Genomic DNA, 24893 nt, shown 5'->3' with positions numbered 1-24893 from the left:
ATTAACGGCGGCCGCGCCAAGCTGGCTCTTCGGCACTTTCCGAGAAGTCGGTGGTCCGTGGGTAGCCCGAGCAATTGTCAAGAGTTGTGGATCACGGTGCCGTCCCAGCAAGGATTAATCGTTCTTACGGAATCTTGGGAGCCGGTAGGTTGTCTCCTCGAAGCCGGTTCGGAGAGAGGCTGCTGGGGTGCTTACGCTGACGGAGATTGCTGAGGATCCCCTTCGCCTGACGAGCCGTCTGAAACCTCATGGCGGTTCGGATGTCATCCTCCGCCCCCTGACGCACGCCGACGCGGGGCAATTGGCCGAGTTCCTCGATGCCCTGTCCTCCGAATCGAGGCGCTTCAGTACGTTCGGCGGGTACGACCTCGCGACCGCCCGGGAGCTATGTGACGCGATCGCGCGCTACGACAAGCTCAGGCTGGTGCTCGAGGACGTGCCGTCCGGCAGGATCGTCGGCCTTCTCGAATTCAGCCTCGCTCTGACTCCTGCGGACATCGCGCGCTACCAGGACGCGGGCATCCGCCTCACCGAGACAACTGACTGCCGCTTCGGCCCCACTCTGGCTGACGACTACCAGGGCCGAGGCGTCGGGACGCTCGCCTTCCCGCTTGTCACGGAGGTCGCACGACTGCTCGGCAGGACGAGGATCATCCTGTGGGGCGGCGTCCGCGCCGACAACCCTCGCGCCATCCGCTACTACGAGAAGAACGGCTTCCAACCGGTCGGCTTCTTCACCGAGGCGGACGGTTCCCTGTCGCTCGACATGATGCTGGACCTGCAACAAGCGCCGGATCCGGCAGGGCCCTCGACCCGACGCAGTCACCCGTAGCAGCGCGGGCCGACCTTCCGCAGTCTGGCCGGCGACGCGCAACAGCAGCCGCCCAGCGGACCGCTCGTTTACCGCGCGTCGGGCGCTTCACGCGGCCACCGCCTCGGGACGCTCGACGAGCTGGCCGCGTTCGAAGAAGGCTCCGGCGCGGACGAGCGGCACGAGGTGGGCGCCGTTGACCGCCCGCCAACGTGCCTGGGCCGACTCGACGAGCTTGAACACCATCGCCGGGCCGGCGGCGCGGGAGCTGGCGCCCTTGGTGACCTTGGTGCGGAGCCGGACGGTGGCGAAGGTCGACTCGATCGGGTTGGTGGTCCGCAGGTGGATCCAGTGCTCGGCCGGGTAGTCGTAGAACTCCAGCAGCACGTCCTGGTCGTCGGTGATCTTCTTGACGGCCTTGGGAACTTTGCACCGTGGAGCTTGGTGAAGGTCTTGATCGCCTGCTCGGCGTGCTCGCGGTCCTCGGCGTTGCAGATGTCCTGGATTGCCTTCTTCGCCGCCGGCTGGGCCGATTTCGGCATGGCGTCGAGGACGTTGGCGGTTTTGTGAACCCAGCACCTCTGCTCGCGGGTGGTGGGGAAGACCTCGCGCAAGGCCTTCCAGAACCCGAGAGCGCCATCGCCGACCGCCAGCACGGGCGCGCGCATGCCCCGTCTTGCGCAGTCCCGCAGCAGCCCGGCCCACGACTGGGACGATTCCCGGTAGCCGTCGGCCATGGCCACCAGTTCCTTGGTGCCGTCCGCGCGCACGCCGATGACCACCAGGACGGCGGCCTTGACTTCGTCCAGGCGTATGCGCAGGTGGATGCCGTCGACCCAGACGTAGACGTAGTCGGTGCCGGACAGGTCGCGCTCCTGGAACGCCTGGTGGTCGGCCTGCCACTGGGTGGTCAGCCGGGTGACGGTGGCCGACGAGAGCCCGGCGGAGGAGCCGAGGAACTGTTCCAGCGCGGGCACGAAGTCCCCGGAGGACAGGCCGTGCAGACACCTCACGCGGCTAAGTGTCAAGCTGCGGTGGCTAGTTGGGTTGGGAACGCGGTCTGTTCGTCGAACAGTTCGTGTTTCTGGAGGCAGTGGTAGAGCTGGCCGATCATGCGGTTGAAGAGGTTGCGCTGGGCGGCCGCGTGCCAGTCTCCGTGTTCGTCGCGGCGTCGCCGGTAGTGCGCCTTGGCGCCGGGTGAGGCGGTGATGGCGGAGAACGCCCAGAGGTAGCCGACGTGGTTGAGCCGGTCGTTCTTGACCCACCGGCGGGTGATGCTCGACTTCTTTCCGGAGGCCCGCGTGATGGGCGAGGAGCCCGCATACGCCTTCAGGCCGCGACCGTCGGCGAACCGTGTGCGGTCGTCCCCGATCTCGGCGAGGACCCGGGCGCCGAGTTGGGTGCCGAGCCCGGGGAAGCTCAGGATCACGTCAGCGTCCGGGTGCTGAGGGAACGCCTCCTCCACCGCCTTGGCGAGGTCGTCGGTGGCCACGCAGGCGGCCTCCAGCTGGCCCAGAAGGGCAAGCATCTGCTGGCCGAGCGCATCCTCGAGCAGGGGCGGCTGGTGGGCGAAGTCGCCGCGGAAGACTTCACGGATCCGCTCGGCCTCGGCCTCGATTCCGCGTTTGCGGCCGGCTCGCTTGAGTGCGTCGATGATCTGCGGACGGGTCAGTTTCGCGGCCCTGCCCGGGGTCGGCGCGGCCTTGAGGAGTTCGCGGGCTTCGGGCCGGCACAGGCCGTTCTGCCAGGTCGCGAAGGCGTCCAGAGCGGCAGGGTAGTACTCGCGCAGCAGGGAGCGGAGCTGGTTGGCCATCTGCTGGCGGTTCCAGGTGGCGTCCTGCTGGGCACGGGCCAGGACGGCGATGGCGCGGGCCAGATCGCTGTCGCCTGGCAGGGGCCGATGGGCGTGCATGTCGGTGCGCAGGATGTTGGCCAGGACCAGGGCGTCGCCGGGGTCGGACTTCTTGCGCGAGACGCTGTGTCGGTCGCGGTAGCGTGCGGCAGCCAGCGGGGTGATCGCGAATACCTGCCGCTTGCCGGTTCGCAGCACCGCGACCAGCAGGCCGCGAGAGGTCTCGATGGCAACCGGGATCGGATCCTCCTCGGTGTCGCCGTACTCGGCGAGCAGATCCAGCAGGAGCTTGTAGCCGGCCGCGTCGTCGGTGATGTGACGCTTGGCCCGTAACTCGCCGCTGTCGTCGACCAAGGCGACGTCGTGTGTCTTCTCGGCCCAGTCGATTCCGCAGTAGATCAAGATGTTCCCTCCCTATGGCACGGGTGTCTGTGCTGGTCACGAGCACATGCGGGCCACGCAGCGACCTAATTCCAGGACTCGGCCCACCGGGCTGGTCCGCCACCTCACTAGCCGTTCGTGGCACCAGCGCACCACGCGGGCCTCGGTCTGTGCGGGAGCTCGGACTGCTCGGGCGTATCAAGAGGTCACCGTGTGGTGGGCTCGCACCACCAGCACCAACGAGTGGTCAGGGCAAGGGGTGTTGACGCTCGACGGCGCCGGGCATCGCCGCTCTGCACGGAGGCATCGTGGCCAGGTAGAGCACAGGCGTCCGCCCGGCGCCCACGAGCGCCAGCCCCTCGCTTTACGGTGGCGGCCGCGAGGACGCCGAACGCCGCCGCTCTGTTGTGAGACGTCGACGACGCCAGACACCTCACGTTGCTATGCCGTCAAGTCGGGGTCCGCTGGCCCGTGTAGCGTGACCTGCCTATTCGAACGGGCGGGGTGGCACTGGTGGACGTGGTGCGTGTCATGGAAGCGCTGGCTGAGCAGGGTGTGACGGTGCTGTTCAAGGCCGATGCGGAACGCATGCGTGACGGCGTGAGGCCGTGGACCTTCGTCGCGAACGGTGCCCCGTTTCACGAGGACCTGCTCGTGCGAACTGATGCCGCCTCAGTGGAAGCCTGCCTGGAGATCTGCCTGCCTCGACTGCGTGCCAGCGGGCTGGTCATCCCTGAGTAAGAGCGGCTCGGCCAGCCGTGGCTTATGCAACACCTGATCTTGTCGCTTCGAGCGGAGTCGGAAAGGCCAGGTTCTCCTCATAGTGCTGGCGGTGCTGGATGCAGTGGTAGAGCTGGCCGATCATGCGGTTGAAGAGGCTGCGTTGGGCGGCTGCGTGCCGGTCTCCGTGCTCGCGTCGTTGTCGGTAGTGGGCGTTGGCCCCGGCCGAGGCTCGGAGCGAGGCGAGGATCTCACCGCGAACGAGACTCGTCAGTCCCGCGAGTCCTTCTCCATGAGCAGGGCCCGCAACCGCCTCACCTCGGCGATCAGGCGTGGTACGTCCTGACGTGCCCATGCGATGAAGTCGAGATCGGCATCCAGCTGCCGGTCCGGGCCGAGGACCTGCCGAGCGCCGATGAACCGGTTGACGTAGATTTCGTCGTCCTGCTCGGCATGGTCAGGGTCCACCTGGATACAACTCGCGCCACCCGTCGCTCCGCGCGTCTCCAGCACGGGAACCCAGGGCCCCAGCGAAGCGGACGCAGCCCGCTTGGCCATCGCATCAAGGTCAGTTTCGGAGAGTGCCTCGTCCATCGGCATGCCCAGATCATTCATCCCAGGCAACCCTCAGTCCATAGCGCAGAACTGACACCTCGACGACCGCTCCCGCTACGGGACAACCCTTAGATGTCACGATCCGACACTCGAACGTCCAGGGGGAACAACCGCTCCCTCGGAGCGTCCTTAACAAGGGATTAGGGAAGCATGACGCGAACATTCGAGCCATTCCCCAGGGATAAGTTCACGTAATTCCCCAGGTAATTTCGGCGCTTGCCCCGCCCGCGCGGTGCTGTCCGGACGCGCAGACGTCACGCCCAGGACTGGCGTGGGCCCGGCCGCGGACATGCGCGTTCTCCGGCTGGCGAAGGAGTCGGCCGTCAAGGCCCGCACGCCGGCGAAAACCCAGCTCAAGGCCGTACTCCTCGGCATCGATCCCGAGCTGCGCGAGGCACTGTGCAACCTCAGTCGACCTCATCGCGGAGATGCCGGGCCGACGTCGGCGAGGGCGGCATCGACCAAGGACTCTGCGATGGATCGCGCGCACGCGCCGGTGTGGCTGCTGTTGAGTGCGGTGCCGCGTGCGGCCGCACCGTCAAAGAGCAGCGCCAGTTGCTCACCGAGGATTTCCGGATCGGCGACCCCGGCCTGCCGTGCGATGTCCGTCAGGCGGCGGGCGAACTCCCTCTTGTACGCCGCGGCCAGCTGGTGGGCGGAATGCCCGGGGTCGGGTACCTCGACGCTGACGTTCAGGAATGGGCATCCTCGGAACGGAGCAGTGGTTTCCGGCAGCTTCCAGTCGAAGACGGCGAGGAGCTGTTCACGCGGGCTCGGTGTCGGTTGGGCGGGCGACGGGGGGACGGGGAGGAGATCGTCCCTCAGGGACTGCAGGTACGCCCCGACGAGCTCGTCCTTGCTGGGGAAGTGCGTGTAGAGAGTGCGTTTCGACACTTCGGCGACGGTCGACAGCTGATCCATTCCGGTCGCGTTGATCCCCTGCGCCGTGAACAGCTCGGTCGCCGCTTTGAGGATCCGCTCCCGGGCGCCACGCCCGCGACGCCGACGTACAGGGTGAGATTCGGTCACAGCCTTAAGGATACCGATCGTTTTACATAGGTCGGTGGGCCAGCTACCGTGGATGCCTAAGTAGACCGATCGTCTTACTTAGCAAACCCCCGCATCACGTCGCACGCGGATGGGTGGTTCGTCGGTGCCGCATCCATTCAGGGCTCGCTCGGCACCCTCTGATCTCCCCACCGGGCCACCGTTCGGTCCGGCGCCTCACCCGCCCCGACCATCGATGCGAAAACAGCACCAAGGAGACCTGATGCGTTACACGACCTTCGGACGACAGACAGGACTGCGCGTTTCCGAGTACGCGCTTGGCACAGGGAACTTCGGCACCGGCTGGGGTGCCGGTGCGGAGCCGGACGAGGCGCGCCGGATGTTCGACAGGTTCGCCGAGGCCGGCGGAACGTTCCTCGATACCGCGGACGGCTACCAGTTCGGCGAGTCGGAAGAGCTGGTCGGCAAGTTCGTCGCCCCCGACCGGGACCACTTCGTCCTGGCCACCAAGTTCACCAACGGGGCCAGCCCGCAGCCCGGCATCTCCAGGACGGGCAACAGCCGCAAGAACATGGTCACTTCGCTGGAAGCGAGCCTGAAGCGTCTCGGCACCGACTACATCGACCTGTACTGGGTCCATTTCCCCGACGACCTCACGCCCATGGAGGAGATCCTGCGCGGACTGGACGACCTGGTCAGCTCCGGCAAGATCCTCCACGCCGCCCTGTCCAACTTCCCCGCATGGCGTGTCTCCCGCGCCGCCACCCTCGCGGACCTGAAGAACTGGGCACCGGTCACGGGCATCCAGATCGAGTACAGCCTCGTCGAGAGGACCGCCGACCGCGAGCTGCTGCCGATGGCCGAGAGCCTGGGCCTCGGCGCCGCCCTGTGGTCCCCGCTCGGCGGCGGACTGCTCACCGGCAAGTACCGTCGCAGCACCGAGGGGCGGCTGACCGATCTCAAGGCGGTCATCCACACCGAGAGCACCGAACAGAAGACCGCCGTCGTGGACACCGTCCTGGCCATCGCCGAGGAGACCGGCGCGACGCCCGCCCAGGTGGCGGTGGCCTGGGTCCGTGAGCGCGCCGCCCAGGCGTCCACCTCGTTCATCCCGATCATCGGCCCTCGCAACCTCACCCAGCTCGACGACTACCTGGGCGCCCTGGATGTCCAGCTCACCCCGAAGCAGTTCGCACACCTGTCCGACATCAGCGCAGTCCCCCTCGGAGTGCCCCACGAGGCGGCCGCCGGTGCGCGAGACGCCGTCCAGGGCGGTGACGCCTCCCGCGTCGCCCAGCCCGCCGTGCCCGCGGCCTGAGCCGCGGAACCTGCCGCCGACGGCCTCATGCAGCCGACGCCGCGTTCCGTCCCGCATCGTGCGCACGGTCCGGGGCGGTGCCGTCTGCCTGGCCGAGGCACGCCCCGGCCACTGACACCGTGGGGCCTCGCCTGCCGCGAAGGCCCCACGGCCGACACAAGGCGTCAGCGACCGTGGCACCGGCCCGTCGGTGACTCACCAGGCGAAGAAGAGAGACCGCGATGCCGCATCCCCGATCAGTGTCGGTGGCACCCATGACCGCACGACCGCAGGGGGAGGGAACCATGAAGGGGCGTGACGACTCGGGCGAGCGGACCGAGCACGGCAGGAGTCGCCAGGTGGACGCGGTGACAACGCGCGTCTTCGACCTGCTGGGCAAGCGCTGGAGCGGTCCGCTCATCTCCGTGCTCCTCGCCGGTCCCGCGCACTTCACCCAGTTGCACCGTGCTGTTCCCGGCATCAGTGAGCGCATGCTCTCCGACCGGCTGGCCCACCTGGCGGCGGCCGGCCTCGTGGTGCGCGAGGTGAGGGAAGGACCGCCACTGCGCGTGCGGTACCGCTTGACGCAGGCCGGAGTGGCGATCCGCCCCGCCCTGGAGAAGCTCCGAGACTGGGCACTGACCCACCTCGACGATCCAGCCGGGGGCGATCCTCCCTGACCATTTGGGGGCACCGTCGGCGCAGGATTCCGGCCCGGTGCTGTCAGCCGGTCATCCTGTTGAGTTTGCGGACGCTCTTGTCGAAGGTCCGGGCCGGGACGCTGCGGCGCAGCCCGCCGACGCGTGCGGCAGCCGAGCCGACGGGATAGCTCAGTTTCGGTTTCGAGTCGGTCGCTGCCGGGTCGGAAGCCGGACCGCGCGGACAGCGGGCTGCTGCGGCAGCCTGCGCCTCGCCCACGTTCACGGCACGTTCGCCCTGGCGACGCTCCTCGACTTCGATGTGGCCCTGGACGTCATCGGCCTCTCCACTGACCCGCGCGCACGGCGGCCACCAACCCGTCGGCACTTTCCACCGTTCCGATGCCGTGATCCGTGCCCGCGCAGAAATCACCGGTGCCGGACCGACGCCTCGTCAACTTCCTGTACTCCGGCCTCGGTGACACCGACCCTGAGGGTGTCGAGCCCAAACGCCGCGACCGGCCCGTGCACGCCGGGCTTGAGGACGGCATCCGGCGCCGCCGCGTGGACAGCGCCCCACGCCAGGAGGGATCCCGTCATCTCGTACGGATCGGGCCCGGTGAGGGCCGTCGTAGCCAGGGGCCGACCGTAACCGTCGCGGGCGACGGCGATCACCAGAGAGCGGCCGTCGGGGTCCGGCTCGCGATGCGCTCCCGGGAGCCGCTCGGACCAGCGCGTCACCGCGGCCCGCACCTTCGCCGACCGCAGCAGGGGTGCCTGGAGCGCGGCGGCGATCTGTACCGGACGCGTCCACCGTCCGAGCCACCCCAGGCCCACCTCGACGCTCTCCAACTGGGGGAAGACTTCCGGCAGTCCTAGATGTTCCGATCCCGGGACGGTCATGGCCGCACGCTTCACACCGGCGTAGCGGAAAGTGAGGACGCGCTTGGCGGCACGCTCGTCGACCAGACGGGAACGGGCGTCGGGGCGTGGGCGGCGGTAGGCGAACCCGTTTTCGGCCGCCGCACCGACCAGCGTCTGCCGCGTGCCTCCCGTGGACAGGGTCCAGGCGTCGCGCAGGGTACTCCGGTAGAGCAGCTCATTCCCGTGCCCCGAGCGGGTGACGAAGTAGCCGATCTCGACATGACATGCTCGCTCGCCCGCCTGCTCCAGGGCCAGGGCGCCGGCGAGGTTGCCGGGCACATAGTCGTAGCCGAATGCGGGCACGAGAGTCGCTCCCCGGGCGGCCGCGACGGAGTCCAGCTCGAGGAGGACGCGGCGGGCGAAGGTTCCTTCCCCCGTGGAGTCGAAGTAGTGCGCCCCTGCCCGTGCCGCGGCCGTGACCGTGGCCATACCGAGCTGCATGAACGGCCCGACCGTGGAGACGACCACATCGCTGGGCTCCAGAAGGCGCGCGAGGTGGGCCGCCGAGGTGACGTCGACCTCGGCCACCGGCAGTTCTACCTCCAAGTGGTTGGCCAGGGCGAGCATCCTGGTTCGGCTTCGCCCGACCAAAGTCGGCTTCTCACCTCGTGCGATCAGTTCCCGTAGCACTCGCCGCCCGGTGTACCCCGTTGCGCCCAGCAGCATGATCCTGCGCTTTTCCACGGCTCTGCCGCCTTCCGGAGGGCATTGTCATGAGGCACCGCGCAGCAGCCCTCCTCGGCTGCCGGCATGGCGTGTCGCTACCGTGCCGCCTCGTCCTCGATGTCACGGACCAGGTCGATGGCCCGGCCCAGGGTGGCGAGTCGGACGTCGAGGGTCTCGCCCGCGGGATAGAAACGAACGGTGTCGACGCCGGCATCGCGCCACACACGCAGCCGCTCGCGCACCATGTCCTCGGTTCCGATCAGCGTGGTCGCCAGCACCATCTCGTCGGTGACCAGGCCCGCCGCGCCGTCGCGGTCCCCGGCCTGCCAGCGTGTGCGGACGTCGGCCGCCACTTCCGCCCAACCCTGGCGGCTGTAGGCGTTGTTGTAGAAGTTCGTGGTCTCGGAGCCCATGCCACCGAGGCTGAAGGCCAACTCCTTCTTGCGACCGGCCACCATCGTGCGCAGCGCGTCCTCGTCATCGGCGAAGGCGACCTCGGCGCCCTGGCAGATGTCGAGGTCGGAGCGGGCGCGACCGGCGGCGGCCAAGCCTTGGTCCAGGTGGTCGAAGTACGCCTCCTGGGCGCCCTCGGGAACGAAACTGGTGCCCAGCCACCCGTCGGCGATCTCACCGGTCAGGTGCAGCATCTTCGGTGAGAGAGTCGCCAGGTAGACGGGGAGGTCGTATTCGGAGCGCATCGACAGACGCATGGGCTTCGCCTCCCCACCTGGCAGCGGGATCTGGAACTCCCGCCCGGAGTAGGAGACTTTGCCGCCCGTGCCGGCCTCTCGCACGATCTCGACGGTCTCACGCATCCGTGACAGCGGCCGGTCGAACGGCACACCGTGCAGCCCTTCGATCACCTGCGGCCCGGAGGGACCCAGTCCGAGAAGGAAGCGCCCCTGGGAGATCTGCGACAGCGTGATCGCGGCGCGGGCGATGGCCATCGGCGTGCGGGTGCCGAGCTGGATGATTCCGGATCCGAGGAGCATGCGCTCGGTCTTCGCGGCGAGGTAGCCCAGCGGCGAGGGCGCCTCGGAGCCCCACGCCTCCGCCACCCAGCAGATGTCCAGACCGAGCTTCTCCGCCTCGGTAACGTAGTCGACGATCTCCCGCCAGTCGCCCCCGGAGGCTTCGATCGTGGTGGAGGTACGCATCAGAGGCTCGCCTCGCCCGAGGTCGAGGCCCGCTCGGCCAGCTTCTTGATCTCTTCGAGGGTGACGGTCATGTTGGCCTCGAACTCCCGCATGCGCACGAAGACGATCTTCTGCTCCTTCTCCGGCATGCGGTCGATGGCGAAGGAGAGGCCCGAGCGGGCCGGCCCCATCTGCATCCATTCCCGCAGCAGAGTGCCGCCGTTCTGCGGCTCCAGGGTGAACCGCCAGATGGCGGTGGGGTGTTGCGGATCCTCGACCGCCCAGGCCAGCACTCTCGACGGCTCGTATTCGACGATGTGGGAGGTGGTGGCCCACTCCCCCAACGCCTCGTGCTTGCTCCGGCCGATGAACCGGGCTCCCAGCGCAGGGCCGCTCCTGCTGTCCAGCCATGCCACCGACTGCAGCTCGGAGCTCATACGCGGCATCAGCTCGATGTCGGACACCAGCGTCCACACCTGCTCCGGTGCGGCGGCGATCCAGGTGTGGACCTCGGCCGTCGGCTTGTCCGCATAGCGCGCACCCGTCCACTCCATGATCCTGCGGCCTCCCTGCCCATCCGAGAACCCTCTTGCCAGTTTCTGACCAGTAAAGTTGCGTAGATAGACTCACTTGTCAAGGGTGGACACAGCCCCCACAGAGCTGTTGAGTCAGTCCGCGAAACGCTCCCGCACATCCGGTCGCTCGGCCAGATGCGGTGGATAGCCGGGGCCCATCCGGGGGCGGGTGTTCTCCGCGGTCATCGGCTCGCCGCAGGCGGCGCACACCACCTTGGCATGGCTCTCCCGCCCGCACGCCTCGTGGTACATGGCCACCGGCGGGCCCTCTTCACCGGCCAGCCAACGGTCTCCCCACCGGTTCATCACCAGCAGCACGCCGTAGAAGTCGCGCCCCTTCTCGGTGAGCACGTAGTCGTACCGAACCGGTTCCGTCTGATAGGGCCGCTTCTCCAGCAGCCCCGAGTCCACCAGCCGCCGCAGCCGGTCCGTCAGTGTGTTGCGTGCGATCCCCAGCGACTCCTGGAACGCGTCGAACCGCCGGATCCCGTAGAACGCCTCACGCAGCACCAACGGCGTCCACCAGTCCCCGAGCAGGTCCATGGTTCGCGCGATCGAGCAGGGCCACTGCACAAAGGATGTCCGCCTCATGACAGCCAGCATAGGTTCGTCCAGTCGTGAGACCCAGCAGGTGGAGCGACGGCGGTTAACGCGCAGGACACCTTGCGCTCCATCAATAACGAAGTTATGTTGCCGCCATGAAACGTGACTTGCTGGGCAGAAGGCTGGTTGTCACCGGAGCGGCACGCGGCATCGGCGAGAAGGTTGCGCGCCTGGCCGCCGCCCGAGGCGCTCGGGTGACCCTGATCGGACTGGAGCCGGACCGGCTCCGTGACATCGCCCGCGATCTGGGCCCCACCGCTTCCTGGCGTGAGGCCGATGTGCGCGACGGCACCGCCCTGCGGTCGGCGATCGATGACGCTGCGGCGGTCATGGGCGGCATCGATCTCGTCGTCGCCAATGCCGGCGTCGTGGCGTACGGGACGGTGCGGCAGACGAACGAGGCGTCGTTCGAGCGGGTGGTGGACATCAATCTGAACGGCGTGTTCCGCACCCTGAAGTACGCGACGCCCCATCTGGAGCGCAGCCGGGGCCACGTGCTGGTCGTGGCGTCCGCGCTGTCCTTCATGCCGCTGGCCGCGATGGCCTCGTACGGCGCGAGCAAGGCCGCGACCGAGCTGCTCGCCCTGACCTACCGCCAGGAGGTGGCGCATCTCGGGGTCACGGTCGGCCTGGTGCACCCCTCCTGGATCGACACGGACCTCGTCCGGGGCGCCGAGACGGACCTCCCCTCGTTCCAGGGCCTGCGCCGACGGCTGCCCTATCCGGGCAACGTCACCACGAGCGCCGACCGGGCGGCTGCCGCGATCGTCGACGGGCTCGCGCGACGACGCAGCCGCGTGTACGTCCCGCGCGCGGTCGTCGTGGCCAACTGGGCGAAGGCGGCGCTGAACTCGCCGCTGGCCTGGCCCTGGGCGAGGCGCTTCGCGGCCCGGGCGGTCCCGTCCCTCGAACGGGAGGTCGCGGCGTTGGGGAGGCATGACCAACTCACGCCAGGTACCGATGCCCCCGCCGCGGAGACCAAGTCGTCCTAGCGGCGCACGGAGCAGCGCCCAACCACCCGACTTCTCACTGGCCTTGAACGATCGAGTCGTAAAGGCGGGCGCCGGCCTGGTGCGAGGCCTCGGCGCGTTCCCGTTCGTCGCCCAACCCGACAGAGAAATTCACGCCCATCGGCAGCAGCACCTGCACCACCGCGTCATCGAACTCGATGAAGTGCTCGGCCAACTCGAGGGTGATGTAGCCGTGGACCAGACTCCACAACTGAGCTGCTATGACCTCAGGTTCCTGCTGCTCGACCCTGCCGGAGCCCACGAGCCGTTCACACGCTGCCGTGACATGAGCGTGGGCGTCGCGGAAGGCCGGCGAATGCCCACTCAGACGAAGGTCCGCATCCGAGAGCGGCCGGTATGTCGCACGAGTGGAGAGCCCGAACATCAGGTCGTACAAGTGAGGGTTCTCGCGTGCCAGTCGACGACAGGACAAGGCCATGGCAAAGAGATCCGCGATCGGATCCTCCGTCACCGGCACCTGGGCAAACGCCCGGCCAAGCTCCCTGAACCCATGGTCGGCAACGGCTCGCATCAGTTCAGGAATCCCACCGAAGTGGCTGTAGACCACCATCGTCGACAGCCCGCTCGCGGACGCCACCGCACGCGCCTTGACGGCCGACGGCCCCTGTTCGGCCAACAGACCGATGGCGGCCCGCACAAGCCGCTCCGGCGCGTCATCGAGCCTCGCCCGCCCTGACATGTCTCTCTTGCCTCCACGGTTGACACACTTGAAATAACTTGGTTATCTCACTCGTCACGGCAATAGTACACATCACGTGTGACGTGCCGTTTCGGAAGGGGCGCACAGCCCTGGACGCGCCTTCACGCGCTGTCCCGAATTCCTGGCGCCGGTAGCCCCTCCCCCACACGCTTCCCACTCCCCATGAACTCAGCACGGGAGCAGAATCCATGCCATACAAAGACAAGGGCCATCTGGAGATCGAGGACCGCGGAGCCGTCCTGATCGTCCGGCTCGACGGCGGCCCGCACCACGTGTTCGGCCTCGACATCGCCAACCAGCTGGACGAGTTGGTGGACAGGGTCGACCGCGATCCGAACATCCGTGCCGTCGTCTTCACCGGGGCGCACCCCGAGCGGTTCGTCAGCCATGCCGCGGTCCAGTGGCTGCAGGAGGAGGGCGCCGCCAGCCCCACGGTGGGCCGTCGCGGTGCTTCCGCCGTGGCACGCGTGGCCAGAGGCGCGGACCGGGCACGCGTACTGAAGCCTGTGGTGAGCAGGACCCCGATGCGGGGAGCCGCCCAGCTCGACCGCCTGCACGCCACATTCCTGCGGATGAACGGCAGCGGAGTCATCTTCGTCGCCGCCCTCAACGGTTCGGCCCTCGGCCTCGGCGCGGAATTCGCCTGGGCGTGCGATCTGCGCGTCATGGCTGAAGGCGACTTCTTCATCGGCCAGCCGGAAATCCTCCTCGGCATCATTCCGGGGGGCGGCGGCACCCAACGGCTGACCCGCCTGATCGGCACCCACAGGTCTCTGGTCGCCATCCTCGAAGGCAAGCCGTTCACGCCCGGGGAGGCGCTCGCCAACGGAGCCGTCGACGAGGTCGTGCCACAGCACGAGGTCGTCGCGACGGCGACGGCACTGGCGGAACACTTCGGCGCACGGTCCAAGGGGTCCGTCGCGGCTGCCAAACGGTCGGTGTACTTCGGTGGCTCGATGTCGCTGGCGGAAGGGCTGCACGTCGAGCGCACCGAGTTCTTCACCAGAGTCATGTCGAAGGAAGGTCAGGAACTGATGCTCGACTACATCACGACGACTGACGTCACCGGCGAGCTCCCGCTCTACAACCCGGACACGTACGAACAAGCGCTCGCCTTGGGCAGCGTTCCCGGGCATGGCTCGACGAAGACGACGCGGCGGTGAGTCGACGATGACCACTTCGCAGTCCTTCACCCGTCACGACATCACCTTCCCCTCCGGCGACAGCACGTGTGCCGGGTGGCTCTACCTCCCCACGGGCGTCACCTCCCCACCCGTCGTCATCCTCGGGCACGGCCTCGGCGCCACACGCGAGATGCGCCTGGACGCCTTCGCCGAGCGTTTCGCGCAGGCCGGCATCGCCGCCGTGGCCTTCACCTACCGGCACTTCGGCGACAGCGGCGGCCACCCGCGCCAGCTCCTGTCGATCAAGCGTCAACTCGCCGACTGGGACGCCGCCATCGCCTACGTCAAGGCCCGCCATGACGTCGACCGCGCCCGCATCGCGGTGTGGGGCAGCTCCTTCGGCGGCGGCCACGCCATCACCGTCGCCTCACGCCATCCCGAACTGCGCGCGGCCGTGGCCCAGTGCCCTTTCACCGACGGCCTCGCCTCCGCGCTCGCGCTGGGCCCGGTCGCCTCCCTCAGGATGACTCCTGTGCTCGCCCGGGATCTGGCGACCAGGGTCCGCGGCAAGGCGCCCGCAATGGTTCCCATCGCGGCCTCCCCCGGTTCGCCGGCCCTCATGAACGCTCCGGACGCACTGCCCGGCTACGAGGCGCTGCAGCCGGCGGGGACGACGTTCCGCAACGAGGTGGCGGCACGGGTCATTCCGACCATCGCCGCCTACCGGCCCGGGCGCGCGGCCAAGAAGGTCGCCATCCCGATCCTCTTCTGCATCAGCAACACCGACTCCGTCACGCCTCCCGCCCAGACCCTGCAGTACGCGCGCACCGCGCCCCGGGGAGAGATCAAGAGGTACGACGCCGGCCACTTCGACTTCTACACCGGCGAGACCTTCGAGGCACTGGTACGCGACCAGATCGAGTTCCTCACCCGCCAACTGCACCCGGCACCCGCCGCCTCGACTCCTTGACCGGATCGCACCACACCGAGACAGGTACGCCCGCCATGAATTTCGCTTCTCTGCCCGACCGCCGCGCCGCTCTCGACCCCCATGGGCCGGCGGTCTCGGACGGGCACCAGTCGCTCACCAACACTCAGTTGCTGGACCGCGTCCGTGCGGCAGCGCGTCAGCTCCAGGACCTCGGGATCGGTCCCGGAGATGTCGTGGCCCTCAAGCTGACGAACCGCGTCGAGTTCGTTCTTCTGCTGTTCGCCGCCTGGCGGATCGGCGCCACCATCACGCCGGTCAACCCGAGCATGACCCAGGGCGAGGTGGTCCGACAGCTGAGGGACTCCGGCGCGCGCCTGCTGGTCGTCGAGGACGGGGCAGCCGTCGTCACGGACGGTATTGCCGTACTCGCCGTCGGCGCACTGTACGAAGAAGCGGTGGAGTCGGGTCACGCACCGCATCTGGACCCGTCCGCGCTGGCTCTTCTCATCTACACCAGCGGCACCACCGGGGTACCGAAGGGCGTGATGCTCGACCACGCCAACATCGACGCCATGGCGGAGATGGGGCGCCTGTCGCTGGACGTCGGGCCGGCCGATCGGTGCCTGTTGATCCTGCCGCTCTTCCACGTCAACGGCATCGTGGTCAGCATCCTCATGCCTCTGCTCGCGGGCGCGAGCGTCGTGATCGCGGGCCGCCGGTTCGATCCGCGCGGCTTCTTCGACCTCGTCGACCAGGAGCGCCCCACCTTCTTCAGCGCCGTGCCGACGATCTACAGCATGCTCGCTGCGCTCCCGGACAACGTTCGGCCCGAAACCTCGTCGCTGAGGTTCGGAGTCTGCGGCGCCGCACCCGCCTCCGCCGAGTTGCTGACCCGGTTCGAGGCCCGGTACGGGTTCCCTCTCGTCGAGGGGTACGGCCTGTCCGAAGGAACCTGCGGCTCCACCATCAACCCCGTCGCGGGCCCGCGACGGGCCGGAACCGTAGGGCTTCCCTTTCCCGGCCAGGAGATCCGGATCGTCGACGCCAACGGTGCCGAGGTGGCACCGGGCACGGACGGTGAGGTCCTCGTGAAGGGCCCCAACGTCATGCGTGGCTATCTCGGCCGGCCGGACGAGACGGCCAGAGTCATCGTCGACGGCTGGTTGCACACGGGCGATGTGGGCCACCTCGACACCGAGGGCTATCTGACCCTGGTCGGACGCTCGAAGGACATGATCATCCGTGGCGGGGAGAACATCTACCCCAAGGAGATCGAGGACGTCCTCGCAGGCGACCCGTCGGTGCTCGAGGCCGCTGTGATCGGCGTACCCGACGAAAAGTGGGGAGAGGTGGTCGTCGCCTACGTCCAGCCGCGACCTGGCGTGACCATCGATCCGGCGGCACTGAAGGCGCTCTGTGCGCGCAGCCTCACCGGCTACAAGCGCCCGACCGCGTTCTTCGTGGTGGAAGCCATCGCGAAGAACGCGGTCGGGAAGATCGACAAAGCCTCGCTGCGGGCCGGCCACGCCGCGGTGTCTGCCAGTTCTTGATCGACGCGGAGAGTGCTACGGGCCGTTTCGGGCAGCGGCCCCTAGCCCCGCCGGGAGCGAGCCCCGTGGGATCAGCTGCTCCGCCCAGATGACCTTCCCCTCGCGGTTGTGCCGTGTGCCCCAGCGTTCGGTGAGCTGGGCGACCAGCAGCAGGCCCCGGCCCCCCTCGTCGAAGGCCCGGGCGCGGCGCAGGTGCGGAGCGGTGCTACTGGCGTCGGAGACCTCACACGTCACGGAGGAATCGAGGATCATCCGCAGCTGGATGGGGCTCTTGCCGTAGCGGATGGCGTTCGTCACCAGTTCGCTGACCACGAGCTCCGTGGTGAAGGCCATCTCCTCCTCCAACCCCCAGACGGCCAGCACTTCGGTGGCGAAAGTGCGCGCCTCGGAGACGACGGCCGGATCGGACGGGAGATCGAGTGTGGCGACGTGGTCGGTGTCCAGCGCTCGGGTGCGTGCCACGAGAAGAGCGACGTCATCGGCGGGGCGGCCGGGCAACAGTGCGTGGAGCAGTCGGTCGCAGATCTCCTCCAGCGACGCGGGTGCCTGGGCGAGCACGTCGGACAACACGCCGAGGGCGGCGTCCACGTCGCGCGCGCGACTTTCGATGAGGCCGTCGGTGTACAGCACCAGAAGGCTGTCTTGGTCCAGTTCGAACTGGGCGGTCTCGAAGGGAAGCCCTCCCAGGCCCAGCGGCGGTCCGATCGGCAGCTTCGGGAAGACGACCGTGCGGGGGGCCCGCGCGTCACCGGGACTCACTACGGCCGGCAGCACGTGTCCGGCGCTGGCCAGGGAGCACAGCCGGGAGACAGGGTCGTAGACGGCGTACAGGCACGTGGCGCTGATCTCGTCCATGCCCCTTTGCTCCGCGCGCTGCAGCCGGATGACCACGTCGTCGAGATGCGTCAGCAGTTCGTCGGGGGTCAGGTCGATGTCCGCCAGCGTGCGGACGGCCGTTCGCAGGCGGCCCATGGTGGCCGAGGCCTGGAGGCCGCGGCCGACCACGTCGCCCACGACAAGGGCGACACGGGCTCCGGAGAGCGGGATCACGTCGTACCAGTCACCGCCCACGCCCGCTCGGGATCCGCTGGGCAGGTAGCGGGAGGCTGTCTCGACAGCGGACTCTTCCGGCGCGTGCTGAGGCAGCAGGCTGCGCTGGAGGGTGAGGGCGGTGGAACGCTCCTGGGTGAAGCGACGGGCGTTGTCGATGTTCACCGCTGCTCTGGAGGAGATCTCCTGGGCAAGGAGCAAATCGTCGTCGTCGAACGGATCCACCGTTCGACGGCGGCAGAACTGTGCCAGCCCCAGCGGATTTCCCCGTGCCCACAGCGGGACGAGGAGCATGGAGTGGATGCCGCCCGCACCCGAGGCACCTCCATGGTCCGCAGGCACCCCCAGCCACGTCGGCGCGTCGGAGGCCGTGATGCCGAGCCGGACTGGTTGCCCGGTGGTCAGTACGAGAGCCGGCTCCGACCCTTCCGGGTACGTGTGCCTGGGCCCTGAGGCGACTGCGGAGTCCGGACCGCCGTCCGAGACGGATTGTGCGATCCGGTGGAGTACCCGCGGATCGTCTGCTGGCTGCGTCTCTTCCTCTTGGAGGGCAGCGTCGAGAAGGTCGACGGTGACGAGGTCGGCGAAGTGGTCGGTACCGACGTCTGCCAGTTCCTGGGCGGTGCGGGCGGTGTCCAGGGTCGTACCGATCCGCGTCCCGGCCTCGACGATCGTGATCAGCCGCCGCTGCAGCCAGCGGTCGCGTGCCTTCTGGTACGCCGCGACCGCCTGCTGCGAGGTGCGATCGACATACTCGAAAGCCATCGCGCTCAGTTCGACCGTCACCGCGTTGATCAGCTCAGGATCCTTGGTGAGACGGCCTGTCTCCTCATAGAGCAGATGAAGCAACCCCGCGTGGACGAGCCGATAGACGCGTAGGAGTTCACTGATCTGCACCCCGTGTTCAGCGAGTCGAGAAGCGAAGTCAATGGCCGCGGGCGGCGTCGTGACCTCGGACAGTTCCCGGTCGCGCTCAAGAAGGTCCAGAACGGTGTCGACGTGTTCGGACAGACCCGCCGGCGCCACTGCGGCGATGTCCTCGTACCTCCACACCTCGGGAAGCTCGCTGCGCAAGCGCTGCAGGACCACTTCGGTCAATTGGTCCGATCGGGGCTGGAGCCTTCGGGCGAGCTCTCGGAGGAAGGCATGGGCGTCGGTTCCCATAACCCAAAATGTACGGGCAATGGTATGTGTGGGCACCTTCCCCGTACTCAGCCCAGGGCGGCGCGTCCGAGGGGCTGGGCGACGACGGCCCTCACCGCCGTCACCCAGCCCGGCCAGGTGCCCCTACCCGGATCAGAGAGAGTCGAGGAAGCCGAGGAGTTCCCTGTTGACCGCCTCCGGCCGCTCCTGCTGGATCCAGTGCCCGCAGTCGGCCAGGATCACCGATCCCCGCAGGTCGTTGACGTTCTCCCCGATCCGGGCGATCGCCTCCTGGCTCCAGATCGTCGCCACGTCGCGGTCTCCTCCGATGAAGAGCGCGGGCACGGTCACCGGCCTGCCCTCGTACTCCCCGAGGACCTCCCAGTTCAGATCGTAGGTCCGGTAGTAGTTCAGCGGGCCGGTCAGTCCGCTGTGCTCCAGTTCGGCCACGAGGAAGTCCACCTCGTCCTGGTCGAGCCAGTCGGGCAGTTTCTCCGGCAGTTCCAGCCTCGCGCCGAACTTCTCCGTCCGCGGCACGCACATGGTGCCTCGCACGAACTCACGGAGAAGGTCCGGCGGAAGCGACGTGAGGTCGACGCCTACGAGCTCAGGGGGCAGAGGACGGTCCGCGGACAGGGTGTAGAGGCCGCTGATCACCCAGGACCGCACATCCTCTTCGAGCTCCTGCTCCGCAATGCCGCCAGGAAGCGAGAAATACTCCTGGTAGAACAGCATGTCGGGCCCCGCCAGTTCGCGGAAGACCTCGCTCGGCCGCCGCTCGCCGAAGGGGTTGCCCGGCAGCCCCGCCTGGCCTCGCCCGCCGAATGGCACGCTCAGCCCTACGACCCCGCGGAAGACGTCGGGCCGGGTCCAGGCCGAGGCCCACGCCACCGGAGCCCCGTAGTCGTGACCGACGATCACGGCGCTCGACTCGCCCAGGGCCTCGACCACACCGACGCAGTCGGCGACCGACTCGGTGATCCGGTAGGCCGCTATGTCAGCGGGCTTGGACGATCGGCCGTATCCCCGCATGTCCATCGCCACGGCGCGGTAGCCGGCGTCGGACAGCGCGTCCATCTGGTGCCGCCACGAGTACCAGGACTCGGGGAAGCCATGGACCATCAGGACGGTCGGGCCGGACGTTCCGGCGATCCGAAGGTGGATGCGCTGTCCATTGACCCGGACGGTGCGCTCTTTCCATTCAGAGAGGGGCATTGGCGGCCTCTATGTCACTCTTGCGCCAAACGTTTCTTCGATACGGCACGGTCCCGCCCGTGCCGCCCCGAGCGAAGGCGGTGCAGGCATCGATTCGCCGCTGCGGCCCGATGCCCGCACCGCCGGTCCTTGGTCATGCGTCGCTGAACTTGGCCGTCCCACCGGTCAGGTACTTGATGGCGTCGAGGCCTTGCGCCCGTGCGCAGTCCTCGGTCAGCTTCTGGACAGTGACGGCGTCGAGGACCGAGTGGAACTGACCGTCGTCGGTGAAACCGACGTTGGCTCCGTACACGATGAACAGCACGACCGTGGGCTCGTTGGTCGTCTCCGGCACATGGAAGGTGTGGACCGATGAGGCGGGCTCGTAGAGGTACGACCCGGCGGTCTGCGGCTGGTCCGCGTACTCCTTGTAGATCCACTCTCCCTTCAGGGTGTAACCGTGGACCGGACCGGTGTGGAGGTGGATGGGCAGCTCCACACCGGGAGCGAAGGTGCCGATGATCACCCACACCCCGACCTCGGGGTCGAGGAACAGCGGCTGGAAGTCGATCCCGGGGCCAAGGGAGTCCTTCAGGACGGGGATCTCGTTCACGTTGACCGTGAGCAGCTCGGTCTGCGGGAGGGAGACGACGGGGACCTTGCGTGCGGTCAGTTCAGCGGTCATGGAGGGCCTGCTTTCTCATGATTGCCGCGGCCCATCGACGTGGGTCCCGTCGTCGGCAGCGGACGGAAGGGCGGCTCGGATGCGGATCAGTTCACGGAAGGACGATGATCTTGGCGTCCTTCTCGGGGTCGGCCAGCCTCGCGAAGGCCTCGGGCACTTCGTCGAGTTGGACGCGACTGGTGATGAACGACTCGACCTGCAGCTCTCCGGAGGCGATGTGCCCCAGCGCCTGGGCGAATTCCTTGGGCGTGTAGGAGATACAGAAGGCGAGGTCGATCTCCTTCATGATCGCGAAGCTCGGATAGACGAAATCCTGCTCCATGCACAGGCCCGCGACGACGACCTTCGAGCAGGGCGCCGCTCCGGACAGGATCTGCTGAAGGATTCCGGGGACGCCGACGCACTCGAAGACGACGGACGGACGGAACCCCGCCCCGGGGAACATCGGGGTCTGGCGGCCCCACTTCTCCGCGTCGGGGGTGGCGGCGGCCTCCTGCCACGACTCGTAGGGCGACGTCTCACGCGGGTCGACCACGACGTCCGCACCGAGGGCAGCGGCCATCGCCCTCCGCGACGGCGAGAAGTCCGACGCCACGATCGGGCCGATGCCACGCATCTTCAGGACCGCGATCACCGCGAGTCCGATGGGGCCGCAGCCGATCACGAGCGGCACGTCGTCGGGCCCCAGGGCGCCGCGGTTGACCGCGTGCAGGGCGACCGCGAGCGGTTCGGCCAGGGTGGCGAGGTCGTCGGGCACGTGGTCGGGAACCGGAACGAGGAGGTCCTCGGACAGGAGCATGTATTCGGCGTACGCGCCTGGGGTACCGGGGCCCCCGAAGCCGATGGTCACGGGTTCCGGCCGGAGAAGGAACGGCACCGAGACGACTCGGCTGCCGGGGGCGAGGGTCGCCCGGCAGCCAGGTCCGTACTCGACGATCTCGGCGCAGAACTCGTGGCCGAGGACGACCGGCTCGTCCAGCTTGAAGAGCTCGACTCCGGCTGCTTCCTTGGCGCTGTCCAGCAGCTGGGCGCCATGGGTGACACAGTGCAGGTCACTGCCGCAGATCCCCGCGGCGAGGACCTTGACGAGGGCCTCTCCGGGGCCGGGCTGCGGAAGGGGGGCCTGAACCACCTCAAGGCCGCTGTTGATCATGACGACTGCCTTCATCGACATGAGATGCTCCTCGCGCCGGCGCCGCAGCGACCGCTGGCGACGAGGGTTTGTCCTGCATGAACGTTGTTTCGCATGGCTCTGTCTGCTTCCTCGAAGACGGAGATCGTCACGCTGGCGAGGTGACGCCGATGAGGATGCTGGCACCGAGAGGGGTGCTGGAACTTGTCCTGATGCGACTATTAGTTGACACTTGGCGACTGTGACCAGCCTGATCCGTGGTCTCGCGCTCCTCAACGTCGCCGAGCTGGTGTCCAGCCTCGGCGGCGACCCCGACGCCCTCATGCGCTCGCACGGCGTCGACCCTGCGGCCGCCGGTGACTACGACACATTTCTCCCCTACGCCTCCGTGGCCGCTGTGGTCGGGGACGCGGCCCAGGAACTCAACTGCCCCGATTTCGGGATGCGACTGGCCCGTCGGCAGGGCATCCAGATGCTGGGTCCCGTCGCGGTCATCATCCGCAACGCCGAGACGGTGGCCGCGGCGATCGATGGCGTCTCGCGGTACCTGCACAACCTCGCACCCACCGACTCCACGGAGCTGATCCGCGAATCGCACGCGGCGATCTTCACGTTCTCGACCAACGTGCGACGACTCGCTCATCGCGACCAGATGGTCGAGAAGGGCCTGGGCATCGCGATGGACGCCTTCCGGTTGATGCTCGGGGAGAGCTTCGTTCCTCTGCGGATCACACTGCAGCACCGCCGCATCTCGCCCCTGAAGAGCTATCGCGAGATGTTCGGGTGTCCCGTCGAGTTCGAGCGGGAGGTGAACTCCCTGCATCTGCCCCCTCACTCGTTGAACCAGCCGATCCGCGGCCGGGACGCGGCAGCACTGGCCCTGGCCGAGAACTACCTCTCCGGCGTGAGGCCCGACCTCGCAGTCGCCGACCACGTACGAGACATGACCCAGCGGCTCCTGGCCGTCAACCAGGCCGGCCTCGTCGCGGTCGCGAGGGCGATGTCCCTGCACCCACGGGTACTCCAGCGCAGGCTCGCCGATTCGGGCACGTCCTTCGAGGAGATCCTCGACGACGTGCGGCGCGACATGGCTTGGGATCTCTCCGCCACCGGCATGCAGATCTCTCAGATCGCGACCATGCTCGGCTACTCCGAGACCAGCAGCTACACCCGTGCCTGCCGGCGGTGGTACGGCGAATCCCCAAGGCAGCTGCGCGCGCGCCGCCGGAACGCGCCCCCGGGCCACGGACCGGCTCCGTCGAAGGGCCCGACGGGATGACCGCCCGTACGCGTGGCTGCTCCGACCGGACCCCTCACAGCATCGGGTGCCGATGGAGCATCCGTAAACTTCCATCATGGAACGGAAGAGCTTTCAGGACATGAGCTGTCCGGTGGCGCTGGCGCTGGAGCGGGTCGGCGAGTGGTGGAGCATCCTCATCCTGCGCGACGCGACCCACGGCATCACCCGGTTCGACGGATTCCAGAAGAGCCTGGGCATCTCTCCGAACTCCCTGACCCGCCGACTCGGCGCGCTCGTCGAGGACGGCCTCCTCGAGCGCCACCGCTACAGCGAACGTCCTCCGCGGGACGAGTACGTGCTCACCGAGGCCGGACACGCATTCCGCCCGGTGCTCATCGCCCTGTACTCCTTCGGCATCGACCACTTCCCCCCGGCGGCGCCGAACGTCCGCCTAGTAGACAAGGAGTCGGGCGCCGACGTCGATCCACTGCTGATCGACCGCGCGACCGGCCACCCCATCGACGAGGAGCACACCACATTCCTGCCGGGACCGTCCGCAGACGACCGACTCCGAGCCGTCCTCGAGCGGAGAAACGAGCAGGCCTCATGAGCCCACGGTGACTACCGTCACGATAGCCAGTTACTTGCATGATGGTAGTGACTCTCCTACTGTGAGCCCCTGAGCCCGCAAGCGAGCGTGAGCACGTGGGCGGCCCGGTCGGGTCAGATGACCGAGCACCGCTCCACCGGCCGCCGCCGAGGCGGGGGCAGTCACACGACGAGGTGTGCAATGAGCGCTTCAGCAAGCGACCGAGCCGTTCCTCAGCACCGCGCGACGATCACGTCGGGCCGCCGGAGTGATCGGTTACGGCTCGACCGGAGTGAACGACCGGCCGTCACCCAGCAGTTCCTTGCGGAAGGAGCCGGAAGGGCCGTCACCACGGGTGCCGCAGGCCGAACTCGACCGACACTCAGTGATGAGCCCTGCACGTGAGCTCGGATCCGCTCGGGCGGCCGTACACCCGTGCCCCTTCTGGCCTCGTCGTACAACGCGCCGGTCCTCCGATCGAGCACGTGGCCCAGCGTGTGGACAACTCGCCGTCGTGCCGCAGAGCGATCAACTACTCGACAGCGGACGACCGTTGAACACCTCCCGCGATATCACCGTCACGCTTCCGCTGTCGGTCGCTCAGACCTGACGACCGGTCTTGCCCGCGTCGACACCCACCCGGATCACCGGTCGTGGAGTTACCACGCTCTCCTGATGTTGCAGTTCAGTCCCCTGGACGGGCCTGCCCGTCAGCGCACCCCCATGCGGCGTGAGCTGTGCCGGCTCTCGCCTCTCCGAACTCCTGATGCCAAGAGGAAGAGAGAGCCATGTCCCGACTCGACAAAGCGACCGTCCTGGGCTCGGGTGTGCTGGGCGGACAGATCGCCTGGCACAGCGCGTTCAAGGGCAAGGCCCTCGCCGTGTACGACATCGCACCGGACGCCATCGAGCGCTGCCGGGCCGCGCACGACCAGTTGGCCGCCGTCTACCCGTCGGACGTCGGCGCCGACGACGCGGACATCGCCGCCACTCGGGAGCGGCTGACGTACGGCACCGACCTGATGGCTCACCCGGGTACGTCGCGCGAAACGCTCACCGAGGTCACGGAGTTCGTCCTCTCCCACTGGGCGCGGGAGAACGACGATGCGCAGATGAGCGCCAACGCCGACTACATCAAGAAGAACTTCCTCGACCGCGGACGGCTGGGACTGCAGAACGGCAAGGGCTACTACGACTGCCCCGACCCGGCCTACCAGCGTCCCGGCTTCCTCGACGTACCCGACATCTCCGCCGTACCGGACCTCGTGTCCTCAATCTCGCCGACCGAAGGAAGCTGA

The 24893-nt window shown here is 68.0% G+C and carries 24 protein-coding genes and 2 pseudogenes; 11 read left to right on the top strand and 15 right to left on the bottom strand.

Annotation, left to right across the window (positions count from 1 at the left end; translation table 11 throughout):
• Positions 1 to 187 precede the first annotated feature (187 nt).
• Positions 188 to 832 carry a GNAT family N-acetyltransferase gene (locus OG975_RS46565; RefSeq protein WP_406335850.1) on the top strand — a complete coding sequence of 215 codons (645 nt, stop codon included), beginning with the start codon at positions 188 to 190 and terminating at the stop codon, positions 830 to 832.
• Positions 833 to 919: 87 nt separating this feature from the next.
• Here OG975_RS46565 and OG975_RS46560 read toward each other — a convergent pair.
• Positions 920 to 1815: pseudogene (locus tag OG975_RS46560) on the bottom strand (IS256 family transposase); the annotation flags it as partial.
• 20 nt (positions 1816 to 1835) lie between these two features.
• Entirely contained in the window at positions 1836 to 3065 is a 1230-nt protein-coding gene (locus OG975_RS46555) for an IS110 family transposase (protein ID WP_406335849.1), read from the bottom strand.
• 492 nt (positions 3066 to 3557) lie between these two features.
• On the opposite strand from OG975_RS46555, the gene OG975_RS46550 reads away from it, so the two are divergent.
• The gene (locus OG975_RS46550) at positions 3558 to 3785 is read left to right on the top strand and encodes a hypothetical protein (protein ID WP_406335848.1); all 228 of its coding nucleotides are present in this window, start codon (positions 3558 to 3560) and stop codon (positions 3783 to 3785) included.
• Between the two features lie 22 nt (positions 3786 to 3807).
• On the opposite strand, the pseudogene OG975_RS46545 reads toward OG975_RS46550, so the two are convergent.
• The 3 genes and pseudogenes from OG975_RS46545 to OG975_RS46535 all read right to left on the bottom strand — a co-directional run.
• Positions 3808 to 4008 (bottom strand): annotated as a pseudogene (locus tag OG975_RS46545) (IS110 family transposase); the annotation flags it as partial.
• 26 nt (positions 4009 to 4034) lie between these two features.
• The gene (locus tag OG975_RS46540; protein ID WP_406336807.1) at positions 4035 to 4364 is read right to left on the bottom strand and encodes a hypothetical protein; all 330 of its coding nucleotides are present in this window, start codon (positions 4362 to 4364) and stop codon (positions 4035 to 4037) included.
• A gap of 432 nt (positions 4365 to 4796) precedes the next feature.
• Complete coding sequence (locus tag OG975_RS46535; protein WP_406335847.1) at positions 4797 to 5408, bottom strand: TetR/AcrR family transcriptional regulator; 612 nt, start codon at positions 5406 to 5408, stop codon at positions 4797 to 4799.
• A gap of 241 nt (positions 5409 to 5649) precedes the next feature.
• Between OG975_RS46535 and OG975_RS46530 the strand changes: the two genes are divergently transcribed.
• The gene (locus tag OG975_RS46530; protein ID WP_406335845.1) at positions 5650 to 6705 is read left to right on the top strand and encodes an aldo/keto reductase; all 1056 of its coding nucleotides are present in this window, start codon (positions 5650 to 5652) and stop codon (positions 6703 to 6705) included.
• A gap of 284 nt (positions 6706 to 6989) precedes the next feature.
• Entirely contained in the window at positions 6990 to 7364 is a 375-nt protein-coding gene (locus OG975_RS46525) for a winged helix-turn-helix transcriptional regulator (protein ID WP_406335844.1), read from the top strand.
• A 43-nt stretch (positions 7365 to 7407) separates the two neighbouring features.
• Here the strand turns inward: OG975_RS46525 and OG975_RS46520 are convergent, their stop codons facing one another.
• The 5 genes from OG975_RS46520 to OG975_RS46500 form a co-directional block, all read right to left on the bottom strand.
• Positions 7408 to 7710, bottom strand: a complete 303-nt coding sequence (locus OG975_RS46520; RefSeq protein ID WP_406335843.1) for a hypothetical protein — start codon at positions 7708 to 7710, stop codon at positions 7408 to 7410.
• Between the two features lie 41 nt (positions 7711 to 7751).
• Entirely contained in the window at positions 7752 to 8912 is a 1161-nt protein-coding gene (locus OG975_RS46515; RefSeq protein WP_406336757.1) for a saccharopine dehydrogenase NADP-binding domain-containing protein, read from the bottom strand.
• A gap of 95 nt (positions 8913 to 9007) precedes the next feature.
• A complete protein-coding gene (locus OG975_RS46510) occupies positions 9008 to 10069 on the bottom strand; it encodes an LLM class flavin-dependent oxidoreductase (protein WP_406335842.1) in 1062 nt (353 codons plus the stop codon).
• Positions 10069 to 10602 (bottom strand): SRPBCC family protein, encoded by a 534-nt coding sequence (locus tag OG975_RS46505; RefSeq protein WP_406335840.1) that lies wholly within the window; start codon positions 10600 to 10602, stop codon positions 10069 to 10071. The genes OG975_RS46510 and OG975_RS46505 overlap by 1 nt, the downstream gene beginning before the upstream one ends.
• 114 nt (positions 10603 to 10716) lie before the next feature.
• Positions 10717 to 11214 carry a winged helix-turn-helix transcriptional regulator gene (locus OG975_RS46500; protein ID WP_406335839.1) on the bottom strand — a complete coding sequence of 166 codons (498 nt, stop codon included), beginning with the start codon at positions 11212 to 11214 and terminating at the stop codon, positions 10717 to 10719.
• A gap of 107 nt (positions 11215 to 11321) precedes the next feature.
• Here OG975_RS46500 and OG975_RS46495 point away from each other — a divergent pair, with 107 nt between their 5' ends.
• A complete protein-coding gene (locus tag OG975_RS46495; RefSeq protein WP_406335838.1) occupies positions 11322 to 12218 on the top strand; it encodes a short-chain dehydrogenase/reductase in 897 nt (298 codons plus the stop codon).
• Between the two features lie 34 nt (positions 12219 to 12252).
• On the opposite strand, the gene OG975_RS46490 is transcribed toward OG975_RS46495, so the two are convergent.
• Positions 12253 to 12936, bottom strand: coding sequence for a TetR/AcrR family transcriptional regulator (locus tag OG975_RS46490; protein WP_406335837.1), 684 nt, complete (start codon positions 12934 to 12936; stop codon positions 12253 to 12255).
• 209 nt (positions 12937 to 13145) lie between these two features.
• Between OG975_RS46490 and OG975_RS46485 the strand changes: the two genes are divergently transcribed.
• From OG975_RS46485 to OG975_RS46475, 3 genes are read left to right on the top strand one after another with little or no spacing between them, the layout of a single operon-like run.
• Positions 13146 to 14120: an enoyl-CoA hydratase/isomerase family protein gene (locus OG975_RS46485; protein WP_406335835.1), complete on the top strand. Its 975-nt coding sequence runs from the start codon at positions 13146 to 13148 to the stop codon at positions 14118 to 14120.
• A gap of 7 nt (positions 14121 to 14127) precedes the next feature.
• Positions 14128 to 15051: an alpha/beta hydrolase gene (locus OG975_RS46480; protein ID WP_406335834.1), complete on the top strand. Its 924-nt coding sequence runs from the start codon at positions 14128 to 14130 to the stop codon at positions 15049 to 15051.
• A 35-nt stretch (positions 15052 to 15086) separates the two neighbouring features.
• Entirely contained in the window at positions 15087 to 16562 is a 1476-nt protein-coding gene (locus OG975_RS46475) for a class I adenylate-forming enzyme family protein (protein WP_406335833.1), read from the top strand.
• A 15-nt stretch (positions 16563 to 16577) separates the two neighbouring features.
• Here OG975_RS46475 and OG975_RS46470 read toward each other — a convergent pair whose 3' ends face one another.
• The 4 genes from OG975_RS46470 to OG975_RS46455 form a co-directional block, all read right to left on the bottom strand.
• On the bottom strand, positions 16578 to 18776 hold the full coding sequence (locus OG975_RS46470; RefSeq protein ID WP_406335831.1) for a SpoIIE family protein phosphatase: 2199 nt from the start codon (positions 18774 to 18776) through the stop codon (positions 16578 to 16580).
• Positions 18777 to 18908: 132 nt separating this feature from the next.
• On the bottom strand, positions 18909 to 19970 hold the full coding sequence (locus tag OG975_RS46465) for an alpha/beta fold hydrolase (protein ID WP_406335830.1): 1062 nt from the start codon (positions 19968 to 19970) through the stop codon (positions 18909 to 18911).
• A 133-nt stretch (positions 19971 to 20103) separates the two neighbouring features.
• Complete coding sequence (locus OG975_RS46460) at positions 20104 to 20634, bottom strand: 2,4'-dihydroxyacetophenone dioxygenase family protein (protein WP_406335828.1); 531 nt, start codon at positions 20632 to 20634, stop codon at positions 20104 to 20106.
• Between the two features lie 91 nt (positions 20635 to 20725).
• Positions 20726 to 21808: a zinc-binding dehydrogenase gene (locus OG975_RS46455; RefSeq protein WP_406335827.1), complete on the bottom strand. Its 1083-nt coding sequence runs from the start codon at positions 21806 to 21808 to the stop codon at positions 20726 to 20728.
• Between the two features lie 199 nt (positions 21809 to 22007).
• On the opposite strand from OG975_RS46455, the gene OG975_RS46450 reads away from it, so the two are divergent.
• The 3 genes from OG975_RS46450 to OG975_RS46440 all read left to right on the top strand — a co-directional run bounded on the left by OG975_RS46450 (position 22008) and on the right by OG975_RS46440 (position 24893).
• Entirely contained in the window at positions 22008 to 23045 is a 1038-nt protein-coding gene (locus tag OG975_RS46450) for an AraC family transcriptional regulator (RefSeq protein WP_406335826.1), read from the top strand.
• Positions 23046 to 23121: 76 nt separating this feature from the next.
• Positions 23122 to 23616 (top strand): winged helix-turn-helix transcriptional regulator, encoded by a 495-nt coding sequence (locus OG975_RS46445; RefSeq protein WP_406335825.1) that lies wholly within the window; start codon positions 23122 to 23124, stop codon positions 23614 to 23616.
• Between the two features lie 767 nt (positions 23617 to 24383).
• On the top strand, positions 24384 to 24893 hold the full coding sequence (locus OG975_RS46440; RefSeq protein ID WP_406335824.1) for a 3-hydroxyacyl-CoA dehydrogenase NAD-binding domain-containing protein: 510 nt from the start codon (positions 24384 to 24386) through the stop codon (positions 24891 to 24893).

The organism is Streptomyces sp. NBC_00203, assembly GCF_045206325.1.
Classification (GTDB): domain Bacteria; phylum Actinomycetota; class Actinomycetes; order Streptomycetales; family Streptomycetaceae; genus Streptomyces; species Streptomyces lutosisoli.
This window is presented reverse-complemented; position numbering and strand designations above follow the sequence as displayed.